Here is a 15,355-nt window from a genome sequence, read left to right as displayed (position 1 = left end):
GTTTTTTGTCAGACTCCCTTTTTTCTTATGTTTGCTATTCTTGCCGCAATTACAGTCATGTTTGGACTGTCGCTGGCACGCGTGCCTGTTGTATTTGCACTGATCATTGGTGCAGTAACAGGTGGCTTGTTAGCTGGCCTTGGTATTCATGGCACCATCGAAGCGTTTAATAGTGGCTTAGGCAACGGTGCTCAAATCGCACTTGCTTATGGCGTGTTGGGGGCATTTGCTTTGGCACTTGCGCGTTCAGGTTTGCCAGATTTACTGGCTTATCAACTCATTACTAAACTCAAAGGTAACAGTAATGTGAAAGCCCAGAATCGCGTGAAATACGTAATTTTCGCTACTATCGCTTTAGCCGCCGTATGTTCACAAAACGTGATTCCAGTGCACATTGCGTTTATTCCAGTATTAATTCCACCATTACTCAGTGTATTTAATCATTTAAAACTTGACCGTCGTTTGATTGCTTGTGTTCTGACTTTTGGTCTTGTGGCGACTTATATGCTGGTACCTTTTGGTTTTGGTGCTATTTTCCTTAATGATATTTTAGGTCAAAACATCAATACCTTTGGTAAGCCATACGGTTTCAACATCAGCTATGATCAAATTCCAACTGCTATGGCAATTCCAGTATTTGGGATGTTTGTTGGCTTATTAATTGCTGTTTTTTATAGCTACCGTAAACCACGAGAGTATGCTGACGTTCAGGTTAAGGAATCACAGCACACCATCTCATCTGATGTAAAAGCAGATGAAAATGGTAAACCACAAGTCGCTAAATTTACTTTGATCATGGCTGCGGTAGCAGTAGTTGCTACGCTTTCTGTTCAAGTCATATCTGAGTCGATGATTTTGGCGGGTCTCGTTGGTGTTGCGATCTTAAGCTGTGCAGGTATTTTTAAGTGGAAAGAAGCCGATGATGTCATTATCAGTGGTATGCGCATGATGGCACTGGTGGGTTTCATTATGATTTCTGCGCAGGGTTTTGCATCTGTGATTGAGGCTACGAATCAAGTACCAGTACTGGTACAAGCTTCGGTTGAATGGATTGGAAACAGCCAAGGTTTAGCTGCATTTTGGATGCTATTGATAGGGCTATTAATTACCTTAGGTATTGGTTCTTCATTCTCAACAATCCCAATTTTGGCCATTATTTATGTACCACTTTGTATTCAATTTGGTTTTAGCCCAGCGGCAACGATTGCCATTATTGGTACAGCAGCAGCTTTAGGAGATGCAGGTTCTCCGGCATCAGACTCAACTTTAGGCCCAACATCAGGCCTTAATATGGATGGTCAGCATGACCACATGAAAGACAGTGTGGTCCCGACCTTCATTCACTACAATATTCCATTAATGATCTTTGGTTGGATTGCCGCAATGGTACTCTAAAAAATTTTCAAAGATAAATAAAAAGGCGATTATATAATCGCCTTTTTTTGTTATTTAATTCTGAGGATTTTGGTTGGATTAAAATAATTCATTTTATTAATTCTGATTAAAAAGGTTGGTATATTGTGAATAATAAATTAATTATAGCGGTGAAAATATAAAACCAACCTTTATACTTTGATTAAAATAAATATAGTTAATTAATAATAACTTATATAATAGTGTAATAAATTATTAAATAATGTTATTGCATAATTTTAATACTAATGTTTAATATTAATTATTCATTCTAGAAGGTTGCTTAAAAATGTTAAAACAAGCTGCTCTTATTGCATTATTGGGTATGTCTGCTTCAGCGATGGCTGGTCAATGGCAGGTTAAAGTTGGTGGTTCTGTAATTTCTCCAACAGGTGACACTGAAACCGCATTAGGTACAGTAAAAGCGGATGATGAGTTAGCATTTACACCATCGGTTGAATATTTCTTTAATGACAACATTTCAGCTGAATTACTTTTAGCTACTCCAATTGGTCATGATGTACTTTTGGATGGTGATAAAGCTGCTAAAATTAAGCATCTTCCACCGACAATTACTGCAAAATATAACTTTAAAAATTCAACACGCTTTACACCATATATTGGTGTAGGTGGTACAGCATTTGTTGCTTGGGATGAATCTGGCGCGGCTAAAAATGTAAAAGAAGATTTTGGTTTTGCAGGTCAAGTCGGCTTTAATTACCAACCAGCTGATGCGAAAAACTGGGGTGTATACTTCGATGCTCGCTATGCTCAATTAAGCCCTGAAGTGACTTTAATTGATGAATTAGGTGGCGGTAAATTCGATTTAGATATCGATCCTATGGTGTATACAATTGGTTATAGCTACAAATTCTAAGCTTTAACTGATCTTAAAACCCTGCCATTAGGCAGGGTTTTTTTTATGCAGCATATTCCATTCATCAGTTGATCGAATTGAACAAATAGGCAATAGAAAATTTAGGTGGAACTGTTAGAGTCGAAATAAATCAGCAAGTTGGAAGAAGAGAAAAGACGATGAAAAAAATTATTCAGGGTATGCTGGTCTTGGGCAGTGCTTATTTTATTTCGACAAGTTATGCCGCAAGTTTTGATTGTAAAAAGGCGAAAACCATTACCGAACATGCGGTTTGTGATAACCGGAGTATTAATGATGCCGATGTCAAAATGGCCACGACCTATACGATTATTCGTCATTTAGTTCCCATGGGGACACGTGGTGCAATTCAAGATCAACAAATAAAATGGCTACAACTACGCGATCAGTGCCGTGACAATGTCAGTTGTTTAAGTGATGTATATAAAATGCGGCAGCAAAAACTGGATCTCTACATGGACCGCGTTTATAAACAAGGACCTTTTTAAACCTTAAAATTTAGTGCGACAGAATAAAAATTTTCCATTCACACTATTGAAAAATAGTGAAGTCCCTCCATTCATATAGGCAATTGATAATTTTACTCAGTATGAACGGAGAGACTGATGAGCGAACAACAATCTCAAAAACACAGCTTCCAAGCGGAAGTGGCTCAGTTACTGCATTTAGTAACACATTCTTTATATTCAAATCCTGAAATTTTCCTTCGTGAGTTAGTATCAAACGCATCTGATGCCTGCGATAAATTACGTTTTGAAGGCATTAACCATCCTGAATATTATGAAAATGATCCAGATTTACATGTGCGTATTCATTTAAATAAAGAGCAGAAGACAATTACCATTTCGGATAATGGTATTGGTATGACACAACAAGAAGCGATTGATCATTTGGGTACGATTGCTAAGTCTGGCACTAAAGATTTTATGTCGAAGCTTACGGGTGATCAAAAGTCAGATGCACAATTGATTGGTCAATTTGGTGTGGGCTTCTATTCAGGTTTTATTGTTGCTGAAAAAATTACAGTGGAATCACGTCGTGCTGGGGTAAATGCCGCTGAAGGGGTACGTTGGGTTAGTAATGGTACAGGTGAGTTTGATGTAGAGCCAATTAATAAGGCTTCACGTGGAACCGACATCATTTTGCATTTACGCGAGGATGCTTTAGATTATTTAGATCGTTACAAAGTTAAGCAGATTATTAATAAATACTCTGATCATATTAGTTTGCCAATTGAGATGCAGAAAGAAGTTTGGCAACAAGAGGAAGCTGCCGAAGGCGAAGAAGCAAAACCTGGTCAATATGTACTGACGGATGAATGGGAAGCGATTAACTCAGCAAGTGCATTATGGACGCGTAATAAAAATGAGATCAGTGAAGAACAATATACTGAGTTTTATAAAAACCTGAGCCATGATTTTGAAGCCCCGCTTGCATGGACACATAACCGTGTAGAGGGAAGTACGGAATATACACAGTTACTTTATATTCCATCTCGCGCACCAAGCAATATTTTCACACGTGAAGCTAAAGCAGGAATTAAGCTGTATGTGAAACGTGTATTTATCATGGATGATGCGGATAATTTGATTCCAAATTATTTACGTTTTGTTCAAGGTGTGGTGGATAGCGCAGACTTACCACTTAATGTAAGCCGTGAATTATTACAAGAAAGTCGCGACGTTAAAACGATTCGTGAAGGTAACGCCCGCCGTATTTTAACGGTGCTAGATGGTTTGGCGAAATCTGAAGATGTTGCTGATCAAGAGAAGTTTGCAAAATTCTACGCTGAGTTTGGTTCAGTCTTAAAAGAAGGCTTAGGCGAAGACATGGCGAATCGTGAGCGTATTCTAAAATTATTACGCTTTGCTTCGTCAAATAATGATGAAGTGAAAACATCATTTGCAGACTATAAAGCCAATATGAAAGAAGGCCAAAAGGCAATTTACTATGTGACTGCTGATAGTTTAAATGCTGCGAAAAACTCACCACAACTTGAATTGTTCAAGAAAAAAGGTATCGAAGTGCTGCTCATGACTGAACGAGTGGATGAGTGGGCGATGGAATTTGTTTTTGAGTTTGATGGAACACCATTACAGAATGTATCGAAAGGTGCAGTTGATTTGGGTGATCTACAAGATGCTGAAGAGAAAAAAGCACTTGAGGAAGCTGCTGAGCAGTTTAAACCTGTTGTTGAAAAACTGTCGGATGCGTTAAAAGATAAGACCTCTGAAGTGCGTGTAACAACACGTTTAGTGGACTCTCCTGCGTGTTTGGTGGTGGCTGAGGGTGAGTTATCACCGCAACTGGTCCGTATGCTAAAACAAGCAGGACAAGCGGTTCCCGAGTCAAAACCAGTCTTGGAAATCAATCCATCCCATCCGTTGGTACAAAAATTAGAAAGTTCGGTGCAGTTTGATGACTTAGCAAATGTTATTTTTGATCAGGCGTTGATTGCTGAAGGCGGTTTACCCGAAGATCCTGCCCAATACATCAAACGGATTAACAGCTTATTGCTGAAGTAACGGTAGATATGAAAAAACCTCCTTCGGGAGGTTTTTTTATTTGGTTTTTCGATAGAGCACATGAATAAAAACGTCCATGTTTTAATCTTTAAAATAAATTAAAAATAAATAATTAATCTATAATAGCGATCGTTAAGTATTGGGAATCTTAAGATGAAAATTTTAGTGATCGCTGTAATGGGCTCGCTGCTCTCTATGGGCCTCATGCAATCTGCTCAGGCAGACAGCTCCAAGCAAAAAATGGTGCGTAATGACCGTGTGCAGGTTTCAAAACAAATCGCACAATATGATATCAATTCTTTTGTAGATAGTCGCCGTGTGATGCGAAATGATCGTGTTCAGTATAGTTTTCCTAAAGTGAAAAAAGTCGCTGAAAAACAGCCGAGTATTCTACGTAATGATCGTGTGCGTGTGATTAAGCAAAATTGAAGCTGAGTTATTTAAAAAAAGCCCATCCTGTTGAAATGGGCTTTTTATTCGCTGTGAAATAGCGGGTTCTAGAACAAGGCTTCAAGGCGCACTAAAGCGCCCACAAAGTGGCTTTTATCGTCACGATGGTTGTTGAGGTAGTTGAGATCACCTTGGATATAAAACCATTCCCGTAGGAAGGGCTGTCGCCATGATACATAGGGTCCCCAACTGTTTAAACGCAGTTGATCGTTATTGTAAAAACCACCTGTATATAGGCCGTAGTTGAATCGGTTACCTTTAAAAAATTGGTGTTGGCGGTAACTGAAGTTATCCCATTTCAGATCATCATCCTGTGCATCTGCATAGGTCAGGTTGAATTGGTTTGAGATAAAGGGTTGGCCTGGACGGGCATGGGTTAATTCTAAATTGGTTCTCAGATAATTTTCACTATCGATACCATAACGATAAATTTGTTCGGCTAAAAAACTGTAATCATTGTCGAGTTGCCATTTTTTAGCTGCTTTTAAGCGGACATATAGGTCATCACCAGAACGTAAACCTAGATCAACGTCAGTTTCGAAAGGCAGTCGATCTGAAATTTCTGACCAACGTAAAGCCAGTGAACTGTTATCTTCACGGGTTTGCTTATTGTCATAATTTTTATCACTACGCCCCGCAGGGTTTTCATTGGTAATTGCAGCATTATTTTCTAATTCATTATCAAGTGAGTCATCACCAAAGACCACACTCAATTTTTTTTCTAAAGTGGGAAGCTTAATTTTACCGCGAATACGTGGCTTAATTTCGTATTCATCGTGCTTATTCCAACTGTTATCTAAAATCACCCGTAGGGTTGCATTGGCTGGTTTATCTGGCTCACTTTTCCCAAACCAATTATCCATACGAACGGCCGTTCGATCTGCCCAATTTCGGACTTTCTTCTGTTGTCGATCGGTCCAGCTATTATTTTCCGTTTGTTCTGTTGTCGGAACAATGGGGTGATCTGATTGTTCAGGTAAGAAGGTCGGTGTTGCATCAATCCAACGTGGAATTTGATCTAAAAAATCATAGGTTTTTGGCATGATATACGGTGAACTTTGCTCGGTTGCAGGCACATCCGGCGAATGTTGCCCCTCAGTTTCATTGGCCCAAGCAACTTGATACATCAAGCTCATTGATGCGGAAAAAAGCAAAGTCCGAATAAAGTACTGTTGTTTTTTATGCATATATTTTGGCTCTATTTAATTATCATCTGAGTATCCTGCATCTGTAGTTTTGTTATTTTTGTCGAATAAATGCAAGCCAAACTACAAAATAAATGCAATTAATCTTCGGTCATTTGCTTAAGTGCTTGATAAAGCGAAATCACATCAATGGGTTGAGGCAATTTTTGGATCACATTTTGGATGCTTTGCCAATTTAAACCTTGCTGTCGATGGAGGATCAAATAGGGAAAGGTTTGTTCGGTACGCAAGAGTGCCATGCGTTTTTGACCGTGGATTAATCGTATTTTTTGACGTTCTTGTAATAATAACAACGGGGTATGTAGCGTCGGTTCAGGTTCATCAAAATGAATGAATTTTTGCGTATGAATTAATTGTGCCGGGATAAAGGGGTAATAGTCGGTTTGTGACCAAATCATTTCAGCCTGCTGAGACTGTTGATAGAGCTGATCAGGTGCAGCACAGAGTTGCTCTAGATTGTCCCATGTCATGACTTTAATTGCGGCAAGTTCATGTTGATGTTGTTGGCAAAACAGCTGAGAGAGTCGAATGGCTTCCATTTGCGTTTGCGCACCAAACAACAAGAGATACTTGATGAAGCGACCCTCGGTATTGATTTGCTCTGCTAAATACAGTGGCTGGTTTTTCCAATCGGTACCATCTGTCGTATGCAATAGAACATCAAGTTGCGTTGTGAGTTCAGGCTGATCTATAAACTGCAATTCATACAAGGCCAATTGCGCATCGATGTTTTGCAGCGTTTGAACGCGAGCGGTATATTGAGCGATTGGAACCTGTTCAGGAAGTTCAACGCCTGCCATTGTCGAGTTGAGATTTTCCTCCGATGGGGCATGTGTTGGCTGCTTAATTAGAACAAGAGGAACGGTATCAGGTGCAGAAAGCTCTGGTTTATTTGTATTTGAGTTATCAAGCAACGTATCCGCTTCATTGATTTGCTTATCGCAATGATCTAGATCGACAGATCCGTCTTTATTTATCGCTTCAATTGGCAGTAGTTCGTCCACACTTGCTGCAACACAGCTTGGCGCTGTGATGGTTTCCTCCTTCAGGCGTAAGGCATGTAGACGTAGATCGGTATCACTGATTAAACATTTATATAGCTGTTGTTGTTCAATTAACCAATCATAGCATTCGCTGAAATTGCCCCATTCACTGAGTAACGCCGTGCGTTGTTTGGCTGGAATCATCCAAACTTGCCAACCTAACTCATGGTCATGCAGCAAGGCCCAACCCATCTCTGGATATTGATATAAAGCACTTTCGAGTGCAGCGTCATGGTTAAAATAGCCACGAAATAACCATGAATATGGCGTTTGTTTGGCAAATTCAGTGGCAGCCATCTGTGGTTCAGTTAATGCGCGATAACTTAATATTTGCTTTTGAAAAATCGGTTCGTCACATAAGGCAAAAATTTCATGAATCCGACGTTTAGAAAGCGCAGTTTCATAAAAACTCAAAGCACGGTGTTCAAGTTGATGGGTCAGTACATGGATTTCTTTTATTAATTGTACTTTCTCTTGTAAATTCATTTGTCCGCTTCCTAAAGGACTTTTTGTGCTTTTTCTAAATATTTAGCCAATACAATATTGGTTGCAAGTTCTACTAATTTATATTCAGCCGAGTTCGGGTTTCGATATGTATTGGCCAATTCAATCAGGCGTTCAATATCTATAACCTGCGGTGAAATTTTTCCTTGTATCAGTGCCTGAAGTTCTTGCATAGGACAATGTAAATTTAAAAATAAAGAAGTCGATTAGTTCATTTGATTATAGAGATTTCATTAAAAAAAACATGGAAATAAATGTCAGCTTCTACAAATTAAGCGTTAAATATGACAATTAATGCGCATTTTGTTTAAAAATAATACCAAATCATTAGCTTAAAGATAGGTTTTTCAAAAGATATAGCGGTATGGTTTGATCAATTTTTTTGAAGTCATCATCAGCGATCGAGCGCTTTTAGATGTTCATTTTTAATGTTAAGTAAAGAATAAAGCCCAAAGTAAAGGCACATAAAATAAAAAACCGATGGTGGGAGCCATCGGTTTTTTTATGGAAAAATCAGCTAAAAATTAAGCTTTTTTTTCTGTGCTTGTTATAACTTCAGTTGTATCAGCAGCTGGAGCTTGGCTCTCTGCATTGGCAGTTTCAGCAGTTACAGCTTTTTTTACTGGAAAATCTGGTACGTAAACGATTTGTGCAGAAACAGTTGCAGAAAGCGCCATCACAGCAACAGCCATAGCATATTTGATTGCGTTCATTTGTGTATTCCTATCAATCATTAGTAACTCAAAAATTGAGTCAGGGAGAAAATTAATCACTTGAATTTATGTGAAAATAATATCAAAAAATAATCAATTAAAAATGATCGATTCGGCAACACAAGATAAATGGTAGGATTTAATATTTATATAAAACAGTCTATTAGAGTTATTGCTCTAGAGTTTTTAGTGGCTGAGTGACAGCGGCGTATCACTCAGATATAGATGAAAAATCTATGAATGTTTGGCACATTTCTTTTCATAGACTTTGCCTGCGATACCACCAATAATGGCACCACTAATCGTACCAAAAACAGGCAATATACTGCCTGCAACAGCTCCGATCGCAGCACCTTTGACGGTCGGAGAAAAACGTGAGAGAAAGCTATTCTTCCCTGTTTGGGACTCGTTGGTGGTTGTTTGAGGGGGTGTATTGGTAGATAGTTCGGTTTCAGCAGAAGTTGCTTGAGGTTCAATAGTCATGACATTACTCCCGAGCATGATCGTTTGAAGAATGAAGCTTTTAGCCTAATCGGTAGTGGCCTTGGCTTAAACAGAAAGCATGTAATAAATGATGGTCAGTTTGTAATCCCTCGAAGTGGAATTCACTCCTGTGTAAGACATGTAATATTTTGCTGTTTTGATGTTTAAAAAATAACCAAAATAAGTGACTTAATCATATGATGAAGATTCAAAATCATAACAATGAGGATAAATACAATGTCTGTTGCTAAAGTCGTTGAAGTAAATGCAAGTAGCACAAAAAGTTTTGAAGATGCCATCCAAACGGGAATTAATAAAGTCACTGAAACCGTAAAGAATGTTCAGGGTGCATGGATTAATGAACAAAAAGTTGTGGTGAAAGACAATAAAATTGCGGAATATCGAGTGAACTTAAAAATCAGCTTCTTAGTGGAATAAGTTTCATTTTTTGATGTTAAAAACTAATCATAAAAAATCCCCGAAGTTCGGGGATTTTTGTTTGAACACGCTGAATTATTTTTCAGGCGTTTCACAGCTTTCATCATTACACACAGGTGTAGGAGCAAGCTCAGGAAGTTCCGCAGCTTTGTCCATCACTTTTTTAAATACATCTTTCGGTTGAGCGCCTGCTAAAGCAATGCGTTGCTCAAATACAAAGAACGGTACACCGGTAACTTTAAGTTGATCGCGTGCTACTTCTTCGTCGTATTTGACGAAATCAGCAAATTCATCTGAGTCTAATAAGTCATCGACTTCAACAGGGTTTAGACCAATACGAGATGCAACGTCTTCTAAGGTTTCACGTTCACCAATGGCCAAGCCTTGCGTCATATAGCTATAGAAGAAAGCTTCTTTGGCTTCACTGCCGAGACCTTTGCTTTGTGCAAGATGAATCAAGCGGTGCGCGTTGAAAGTATTGCCTGAATTGGCTTTTTGCCAGTTAAATTCAATACCTTCAGCTTTTGCCATTTCGGCGATATTGCGCTGCATTTCTTCAACTTCTTCAATACTGCGGCCATATTTTTGAGCTAGACGTTCAGTATTAGAAATTTCTAGGCGAGCGGGCGCATCTGCGTCAAGTTGATAGCTATGCCAAAACACTTCAAGCTCTACACCCGATTCTTCGGCAGCAGCTTCAAGGCGTTTTTTCGCAATATAACAAAATGGGCAAACCACGTCTGACCAGATATCTACACGCATGGGAAATCTCTTTTCTATGTTCTGGGAAAATGATGGGGGCAAATCCTAAAATTTAAAGCCAAGCAATGCAATCCATTTTTGTCTCGATGGCGCAATGTCGGTTTTTTTTTGATTTTGTTACAAGGATTGAATGAAGATTTGTCGAACGATTAATCCGTGATTAAACGTTTACCCAAACATATTACTTCAACCTCTTCATAGCCCAATTGTTCATAAAAATTTTGTACATCAATGTTGTCTTGGCGAATCAGTAATTGAAGTTTTGGACAGCCTAGAGCAATTAAGCGTTTTTCTAATTGCTGAATGAGGGCAGTAGCGACGCCATTACGCTGAAAATGTGGATGTACGGCAAGATAATTGACCCAGCCTCGGTGTCCATCATAGCCACCCATCACAGTTGCAATCAGTTGATCATCTTTGACTGCCAACAAGAATAATTGGTCGCGTTGCGCTAGTTTTCGAAATATATCAATTTCAGGATTATTCCATGGACGGGTCAGATCACACAGTTCCCAAAGTGCAATCACATCATCTAAATCAGATTCGAGATAGGGGCGGATAATAAACATAATTTTTGTTTTAGCATGTATTTTGACCAATTTAGATTAGTCGAGTTTTGCAGACTTGATAAGTCATATTGAAAAATAAAAGCCATAAAAAAACGCTCCGAAGAGCGTTTTTTTATTTCTCTGCAATTAAGCAGTTTTCACTTCAGGTTGAGCAGCTAACATATGGCCGTTCTCTTCGAAGTTGATGTGCCAAGACAATGCTTCACGTAGAAGGTGAGGTGTTTGACCACCTTTTGCACATGCACGGTCGAAGTAATCGTTCAATGCTGCACGGTAGCTTGGGTGAGCACAGTTGTCGATTACAGCACGAGCACGTTCACGTGGGGCAAGACCACGTAAGTCAGCAAGACCTTGTTCAGTAACCAAGATGTCAACGTCGTGTTCAGCATGGTCAACGTGAGAAGCAAATGGAACAACAGAAGAAATGTCGCCACCTTTTGCAATTGATTTAGTCACGAAGATCGCCAAGTGCGCATTACGTGCGAAGTCACCTGAACCACCAATACCGTTCATCATTTTTGTACCGCAAACGTGAGTCGAGTTCACGTTACCGTAGATATCAAACTCAAGTGCTGTGTTGATACCGATAATACCTAAACGACGTACAAGTTCTGGGTGGTTAGAAATTTCTTGTGGACGTAATACAAGTTTGTCTTTGTATTGTTCAAGGTTATTAAATACTTTTTCGCCATATTTCGCAGAAAGCGTAATAGAAGAACCTGAAGCAAATTTCATTTTGCCTGCGTCGATCAATTCAAATGTACAGTCTTGAAGTACTTCAGAGTACATGATCAAGTCTTCAAAGTTTGAATCTTTAAGACCAGTCAATACTGCGTTTGCAATTGAACCAATACCTGCTTGTAATGGACCTAGGTTTTTCGGTAAACGACCTTCTTCTACTTCTTTTTCAAAGAAAGCGATAAGGTGGTTTGCAATACCTTGAGTTTCATCATCAGGGGCAGTCACTGTAGATGGAGAGTCATGCAATTCGTTGTTAAATACGATACCTACGATTTTTGAAGGATCGATGTTGATTGCATGTGTACCAATACGTTCATCAACATGAGTCAATGGAATAGCTTGACGTGTTGGACGATATGTTGGGATATAAATATCGTGTAAGCCTTCAAATGCTGGGCTTAAGTTGGTGTTGATTTCAACAATTACTTTTTCAGCAAAAATTGCGAAGCTTGCAGAGTTACCTACAGAAGTTGTAGGGATGATGCCACCATCTTCAGTGATCGCAACAGCTTCAATAATTGCTACATCAGGCTTTTTAAGCTGAAGGTTACGCATTTGTTCAACTGTTTCAGACAAATGCTGATCGATGAACATTACTTCGCCTTTGTTGATCGCTTTACGTAATGTATTGTCTACTTGGAACGGTAAACGACGAGCAAGAACACCTGCTTCAGTCAATTTTTTGTCCAAATCGTTACCCAAGCTCGCGCCAGTAATTAGGGTGATTTTAAGAGGATTAGCATGAGCCTGTTGAACCAACGCTAAAGGTACAGCTTTCGCTTCACCTGCGCGTGTGAAACCACTCATACCTACCGTCATACCATCCTGAATGAATTCAGCAGCTTTTTCTGCGCTGATAACTTTGTCGTGAAGGGCAGCTAAACGGATGCGATCTAAAGACATCATATACTCTCGTGAAATTCTCAAAACTGATACGGATTGTACCGATCAAAAAAGCCATTTTGCATCCCTGTTAGGCTAAGGTCTAATTTTTTGAAAAAATGTGGGTATAAGATTTTATTATGATTTTTAAGCTACTGAATAATAAAGTTAAAAATAACAATGGTTAAGGATTAAACAAAACTGTTCGTTGCTTTTTTGAACGCTTGTTAAAAGCGTTCAGTTAAACTTTGCTTAATTTTTTCCAATGGGCTGTTGTTTAATATTTCATCATTTTCGAGTTTTTGCAGTGGTAAAGAAATGATCGCTTCGAGTCCACCTTCTGCTCGATTGTGAATTGAAAGTTGACCTTCGTGAATATCCACAATACGTTTTACAATGGCTAAACCGAGTCCACTGCCTTGAATGGTACGTGCATCATTACCACGTACAAAAGGTTGCATCAGGTCTTCAATTTGATCTTCAGGAATCCCTTCGCCATTATCGGCAACGCGAATTTGAATATGGTCACCTTCATATTCGGTAGACAGTTCAATCGGCTCGGCACCATAGCGTTTTGAGTTATTGATTAAGTTGCCTATTAGTCGTTTTAAGGACAGGCTACGTGCTTGAATAATCGGTAAGTCTTGAGGTTCAAAGCGAATATCTAAAGGTTTAAATTGAATCACTAATTCCTGCAATAGCGCATTTAAATCAGTATCTTGCGGAACTTCATCAGAGCCATCTCGCATATACGAAATGAACTGATTCAGAATTGCATCCATATCTTCAACATCGTAAATCAGACCTTCTTTTAGGAAGTCATCATCAGGCATCATTTCTGCGCTGAGTCGAATACGGGTCAGCGGAGTACGCAAATCGTGGGAAATACCGGCCAACATGATGCGACGATCACGTTCAGTTTGTTCCAGCGTGTAGACCATGTGGTTAAAGGCTTGGTTTACTTCACGGATTTCTTGTGGCCCATGGTTGGTTTCTAAATAAGGAGCAGTGCCTTGTTTACTATAGTTGTTTGCCGCATCTTGTAAACGTTTTAGTGGACGGTTGAGCTGACGAACCAAGGTTAAGATAATGATGCCAGCAATCAGCGGAATACCCAATAACCAGCCTAAAATCAGCTCTGCGCTATAGTTGGCATAGGTTTTTAAAGGCTCGCGAACCCAGTTTCCATTCATTTCTGGAGTTTGAATCCAGATGCGTGGGTCAGGTTTAAATTGGAAATACACGGTCGCATTATCAATGCGCATTTCTTTGGCCAGTTTCTTTTCAATTTGATTGGTAAAGAACTCTGCAATGACTTTGTCTTTGACGTTGGGGAATTCTTTCGGATCGGTCACATATTCGATCCCGACACGGTTGCGCATCCAGTCGTCGACATCCACTTCGGCATTGTTATGAAAAATCCGTAAATCAGGATTGTTAATGATTTCAAGTTCGACCGCGAGGTAACGAGCATGTTGTTGAATTTCGGGTAAATAGAGTGTGCGCCAAAAGAACCATAAGGACATAAACAGGCTAAAAAACACCACAAATAAGACCAATACGGTGGTCCGCATGGCTGCAGAGCGGGGTTTGATTTTATCGAGGAAGCGTTCCCAAGGTGTCCGTTTTTTTTCGGAGTAGGTAACGTAGTCGGTAAATTCCTGTGGGTCGATGGGTTCGAGTTTCACGCAGAATCCTTTAAGCAAATTTTTTGAAAGGCAGTTTTTATTCTTTGCGATGGAATCTTACTGCTGGAACGTTCTTCGGGAGGAGTTTGTTATGTTACTTTTTAAAAAAGTAACCAAAATTTTTGCCATTCGCTGAACTCGCGCACATTACTTTTATTCATTCAATTTCAAGTGGCTCAGACAGCAGCGAATGGTATTTCCGGACATGAGGTACGGTGACTCGATTCTCAGGTCTTATTTTATGGCTTATTCAGCACCATCTGGAACAAAGACATAACCTACGCCCCAAACGGTTTGAATATAGCGCGCACGTGCTGGGTTTTCTTCAACCAAACGACGCAGGCGAGAAACCTGAACGTCAATTGAACGTTCCATCGCGCCCCATTCACGACCACGAGCAAGATTCATTAACTTGTCGCGTGTCAGTGGTTCACGTGGGTGTTGAACTAATGCTTTGAGTACGGCAAATTCACCCGTTGTTAATGTGACGACTTGACCTTCACGGGTTAATGTACGAGTAGACAGGTCGAGTGACCAAGGACCAAAAGACACCACTTCCATTTGTTGGCTTGGTGCGCCCGGAACTTCACGCACTTGGCGACGTAGGACCGCACGAATACGAGCTAATAGCTCATTCGGGTTAAATGGTTTTGGTAAATAGTCATCTGCACCGGCTTCAAGTCCTGCAATACGGTCTGAATCGCTACCACGAGCGGTCAGCATAATGATCGGGGTATCGATGCTAGATTGGCGTAGACGGCGGCAAATACTCAAGCCATCTTCAACAGGCAACATAAAGTCGAGCACAATCAGGGAAAAGAGTTCCCGCTGCAACAGACGATCCATCTGAGTCGCATCATGTGCGGTTTTGACCACAAAACCTTTATCTTCTAGGAAGCGTTGTAAGAGGGTGCGTAGACGCACATCATCATCGACAACCAGAATGCGTTCGACTCGGTCGGTTTCGGCTTGTACGGCATCTGTTTTTTCAGCAGGTACAACTAAACTCATGACGTGCTCCTTATTCTTTATTGTCATCGTAAA

Annotated in this window: 16 protein-coding genes; 6 read left to right on the top strand and 10 right to left on the bottom strand. The window is 39.8% G+C overall.

What is annotated here, in order from left to right; translation table 11 throughout:
- Positions 1-27 precede the first annotated feature (27 nt).
- The 5 genes from FTU29_RS06170 to FTU29_RS06150 all read left to right on the top strand — a co-directional run bounded on the left by FTU29_RS06170 (position 28) and on the right by FTU29_RS06150 (position 5,262).
- Positions 28-1,395 carry a Na+/H+ antiporter family protein gene (locus FTU29_RS06170; RefSeq protein ID WP_180120923.1) on the top strand — a complete coding sequence of 456 codons (1,368 nt, stop codon included), beginning with the start codon at positions 28-30 and terminating at the stop codon, positions 1,393-1,395.
- A gap of 307 nt (positions 1,396-1,702) precedes the next feature.
- On the top strand, positions 1,703-2,290 hold the full coding sequence (locus FTU29_RS06165; protein WP_180024739.1) for an OmpW family protein: 588 nt from the start codon (positions 1,703-1,705) through the stop codon (positions 2,288-2,290).
- 158 nt (positions 2,291-2,448) lie between these two features.
- Entirely contained in the window at positions 2,449-2,796 is a 348-nt protein-coding gene (locus FTU29_RS06160) for a lysozyme inhibitor LprI family protein (RefSeq protein ID WP_078189819.1), read from the top strand.
- 117 nt (positions 2,797-2,913) lie between these two features.
- A complete protein-coding gene (gene htpG / locus FTU29_RS06155; RefSeq protein WP_180120921.1) occupies positions 2,914-4,833 on the top strand; it encodes a molecular chaperone HtpG in 1,920 nt (639 codons plus the stop codon).
- A gap of 153 nt (positions 4,834-4,986) precedes the next feature.
- Positions 4,987-5,262 carry a hypothetical protein gene (locus tag FTU29_RS06150; RefSeq protein ID WP_180120919.1) on the top strand — a complete coding sequence of 92 codons (276 nt, stop codon included), beginning with the start codon at positions 4,987-4,989 and terminating at the stop codon, positions 5,260-5,262.
- Positions 5,263-5,330: 68 nt separating this feature from the next.
- On the opposite strand, the gene FTU29_RS06145 is transcribed toward FTU29_RS06150, so the two are convergent.
- From FTU29_RS06145 to FTU29_RS06125, 5 genes are all read right to left on the bottom strand, one after another.
- Entirely contained in the window at positions 5,331-6,470 is a 1,140-nt protein-coding gene (locus FTU29_RS06145) for a hypothetical protein (RefSeq protein ID WP_180120917.1), read from the bottom strand.
- A gap of 98 nt (positions 6,471-6,568) precedes the next feature.
- Positions 6,569-8,017, bottom strand: a complete 1,449-nt coding sequence (locus tag FTU29_RS06140) for a hypothetical protein (RefSeq protein ID WP_180120915.1) — start codon at positions 8,015-8,017, stop codon at positions 6,569-6,571.
- A gap of 11 nt (positions 8,018-8,028) precedes the next feature.
- Positions 8,029-8,208 carry a hypothetical protein gene (locus FTU29_RS06135; protein WP_078189814.1) on the bottom strand — a complete coding sequence of 60 codons (180 nt, stop codon included), beginning with the start codon at positions 8,206-8,208 and terminating at the stop codon, positions 8,029-8,031.
- 351 nt (positions 8,209-8,559) lie between these two features.
- A complete protein-coding gene (locus FTU29_RS06130; RefSeq protein ID WP_078192831.1) occupies positions 8,560-8,748 on the bottom strand; it encodes a hypothetical protein in 189 nt (62 codons plus the stop codon).
- Between the two features lie 234 nt (positions 8,749-8,982).
- Entirely contained in the window at positions 8,983-9,231 is a 249-nt protein-coding gene (locus tag FTU29_RS06125) for a glycine zipper domain-containing protein (protein ID WP_078192883.1), read from the bottom strand.
- A gap of 237 nt (positions 9,232-9,468) precedes the next feature.
- On the opposite strand from FTU29_RS06125, the gene FTU29_RS06120 reads away from it, so the two are divergent.
- Complete coding sequence (locus tag FTU29_RS06120; protein WP_067761311.1) at positions 9,469-9,669, top strand: dodecin family protein; 201 nt, start codon at positions 9,469-9,471, stop codon at positions 9,667-9,669.
- Between the two features lie 75 nt (positions 9,670-9,744).
- Here the strand turns inward: FTU29_RS06120 and FTU29_RS06115 are convergent, their stop codons facing one another.
- The 5 genes from FTU29_RS06115 to ompR form a co-directional block, all read right to left on the bottom strand.
- Positions 9,745-10,431, bottom strand: coding sequence for a DsbA family protein (locus FTU29_RS06115; protein WP_111885832.1), 687 nt, complete (start codon positions 10,429-10,431; stop codon positions 9,745-9,747).
- 149 nt (positions 10,432-10,580) lie between these two features.
- A complete protein-coding gene (locus FTU29_RS06110; protein ID WP_078189811.1) occupies positions 10,581-11,000 on the bottom strand; it encodes a GNAT family acetyltransferase in 420 nt (139 codons plus the stop codon).
- Positions 11,001-11,126: 126 nt separating this feature from the next.
- Positions 11,127-12,644 (bottom strand): acetyl-CoA hydrolase/transferase family protein, encoded by a 1,518-nt coding sequence (locus FTU29_RS06105; protein ID WP_078189851.1) that lies wholly within the window; start codon positions 12,642-12,644, stop codon positions 11,127-11,129.
- A gap of 206 nt (positions 12,645-12,850) precedes the next feature.
- Positions 12,851-14,311: an ATP-binding protein gene (locus tag FTU29_RS06100; RefSeq protein ID WP_180024744.1), complete on the bottom strand. Its 1,461-nt coding sequence runs from the start codon at positions 14,309-14,311 to the stop codon at positions 12,851-12,853.
- Positions 14,312-14,557: 246 nt separating this feature from the next.
- Entirely contained in the window at positions 14,558-15,322 is a 765-nt protein-coding gene (gene ompR, locus FTU29_RS06095) for a two-component system response regulator OmpR (RefSeq protein ID WP_078189809.1), read from the bottom strand.
- Positions 15,323-15,355 lie beyond the last annotated feature (33 nt).

Origin of the sequence: Acinetobacter sp. YH12086 (assembly GCF_013419345.1) — a bacterium.
In the GTDB taxonomy this organism is placed as follows: domain Bacteria; phylum Pseudomonadota; class Gammaproteobacteria; order Pseudomonadales; family Moraxellaceae; genus Acinetobacter; species Acinetobacter amyesii.
Note: the sequence above shows the minus strand (reverse complement) of the source record. Positions and strands in the feature narration are given on the sequence as shown.

Coding starts and splice junctions, on each gene's coding strand:
- FTU29_RS06160 (WP_078189819.1), top strand. CDS start 2,449: ATGAAAAAAATTATTCAGGGTATGCTGGTCTTGGGCAGTGCTTATTTT.
- FTU29_RS06165 (WP_180024739.1), top strand. CDS start 1,703: ATGTTAAAACAAGCTGCTCTTATTGCATTATTGGGTATGTCTGCTTCA.
- FTU29_RS06105 (WP_078189851.1), bottom strand. CDS start 12,644: ATGTCTTTAGATCGCATCCGTTTAGCTGCCCTTCACGACAAAGTTATC.
- FTU29_RS06130 (WP_078192831.1), bottom strand. CDS start 8,748: ATGAACGCAATCAAATATGCTATGGCTGTTGCTGTGATGGCGCTTTCT.
- FTU29_RS06145 (WP_180120917.1), bottom strand. CDS start 6,470: ATGCATAAAAAACAACAGTACTTTATTCGGACTTTGCTTTTTTCCGCA.
- htpG (WP_180120921.1), top strand. CDS start 2,914: ATGAGCGAACAACAATCTCAAAAACACAGCTTCCAAGCGGAAGTGGCT.
- ompR (WP_078189809.1), bottom strand. CDS start 15,322: ATGAGTTTAGTTGTACCTGCTGAAAAAACAGATGCCGTACAAGCCGAA.
- FTU29_RS06170 (WP_180120923.1), top strand. CDS start 28: ATGTTTGCTATTCTTGCCGCAATTACAGTCATGTTTGGACTGTCGCTG.
- FTU29_RS06115 (WP_111885832.1), bottom strand. CDS start 10,431: ATGCGTGTAGATATCTGGTCAGACGTGGTTTGCCCATTTTGTTATATT.
- FTU29_RS06140 (WP_180120915.1), bottom strand. CDS start 8,017: ATGAATTTACAAGAGAAAGTACAATTAATAAAAGAAATCCATGTACTG.
- FTU29_RS06135 (WP_078189814.1), bottom strand. CDS start 8,208: ATGCAAGAACTTCAGGCACTGATACAAGGAAAAATTTCACCGCAGGTT.
- FTU29_RS06125 (WP_078192883.1), bottom strand. CDS start 9,231: ATGACTATTGAACCTCAAGCAACTTCTGCTGAAACCGAACTATCTACC.
- FTU29_RS06150 (WP_180120919.1), top strand. CDS start 4,987: ATGAAAATTTTAGTGATCGCTGTAATGGGCTCGCTGCTCTCTATGGGC.
- FTU29_RS06110 (WP_078189811.1), bottom strand. CDS start 11,000: ATGTTTATTATCCGCCCCTATCTCGAATCTGATTTAGATGATGTGATT.
- FTU29_RS06120 (WP_067761311.1), top strand. CDS start 9,469: ATGTCTGTTGCTAAAGTCGTTGAAGTAAATGCAAGTAGCACAAAAAGT.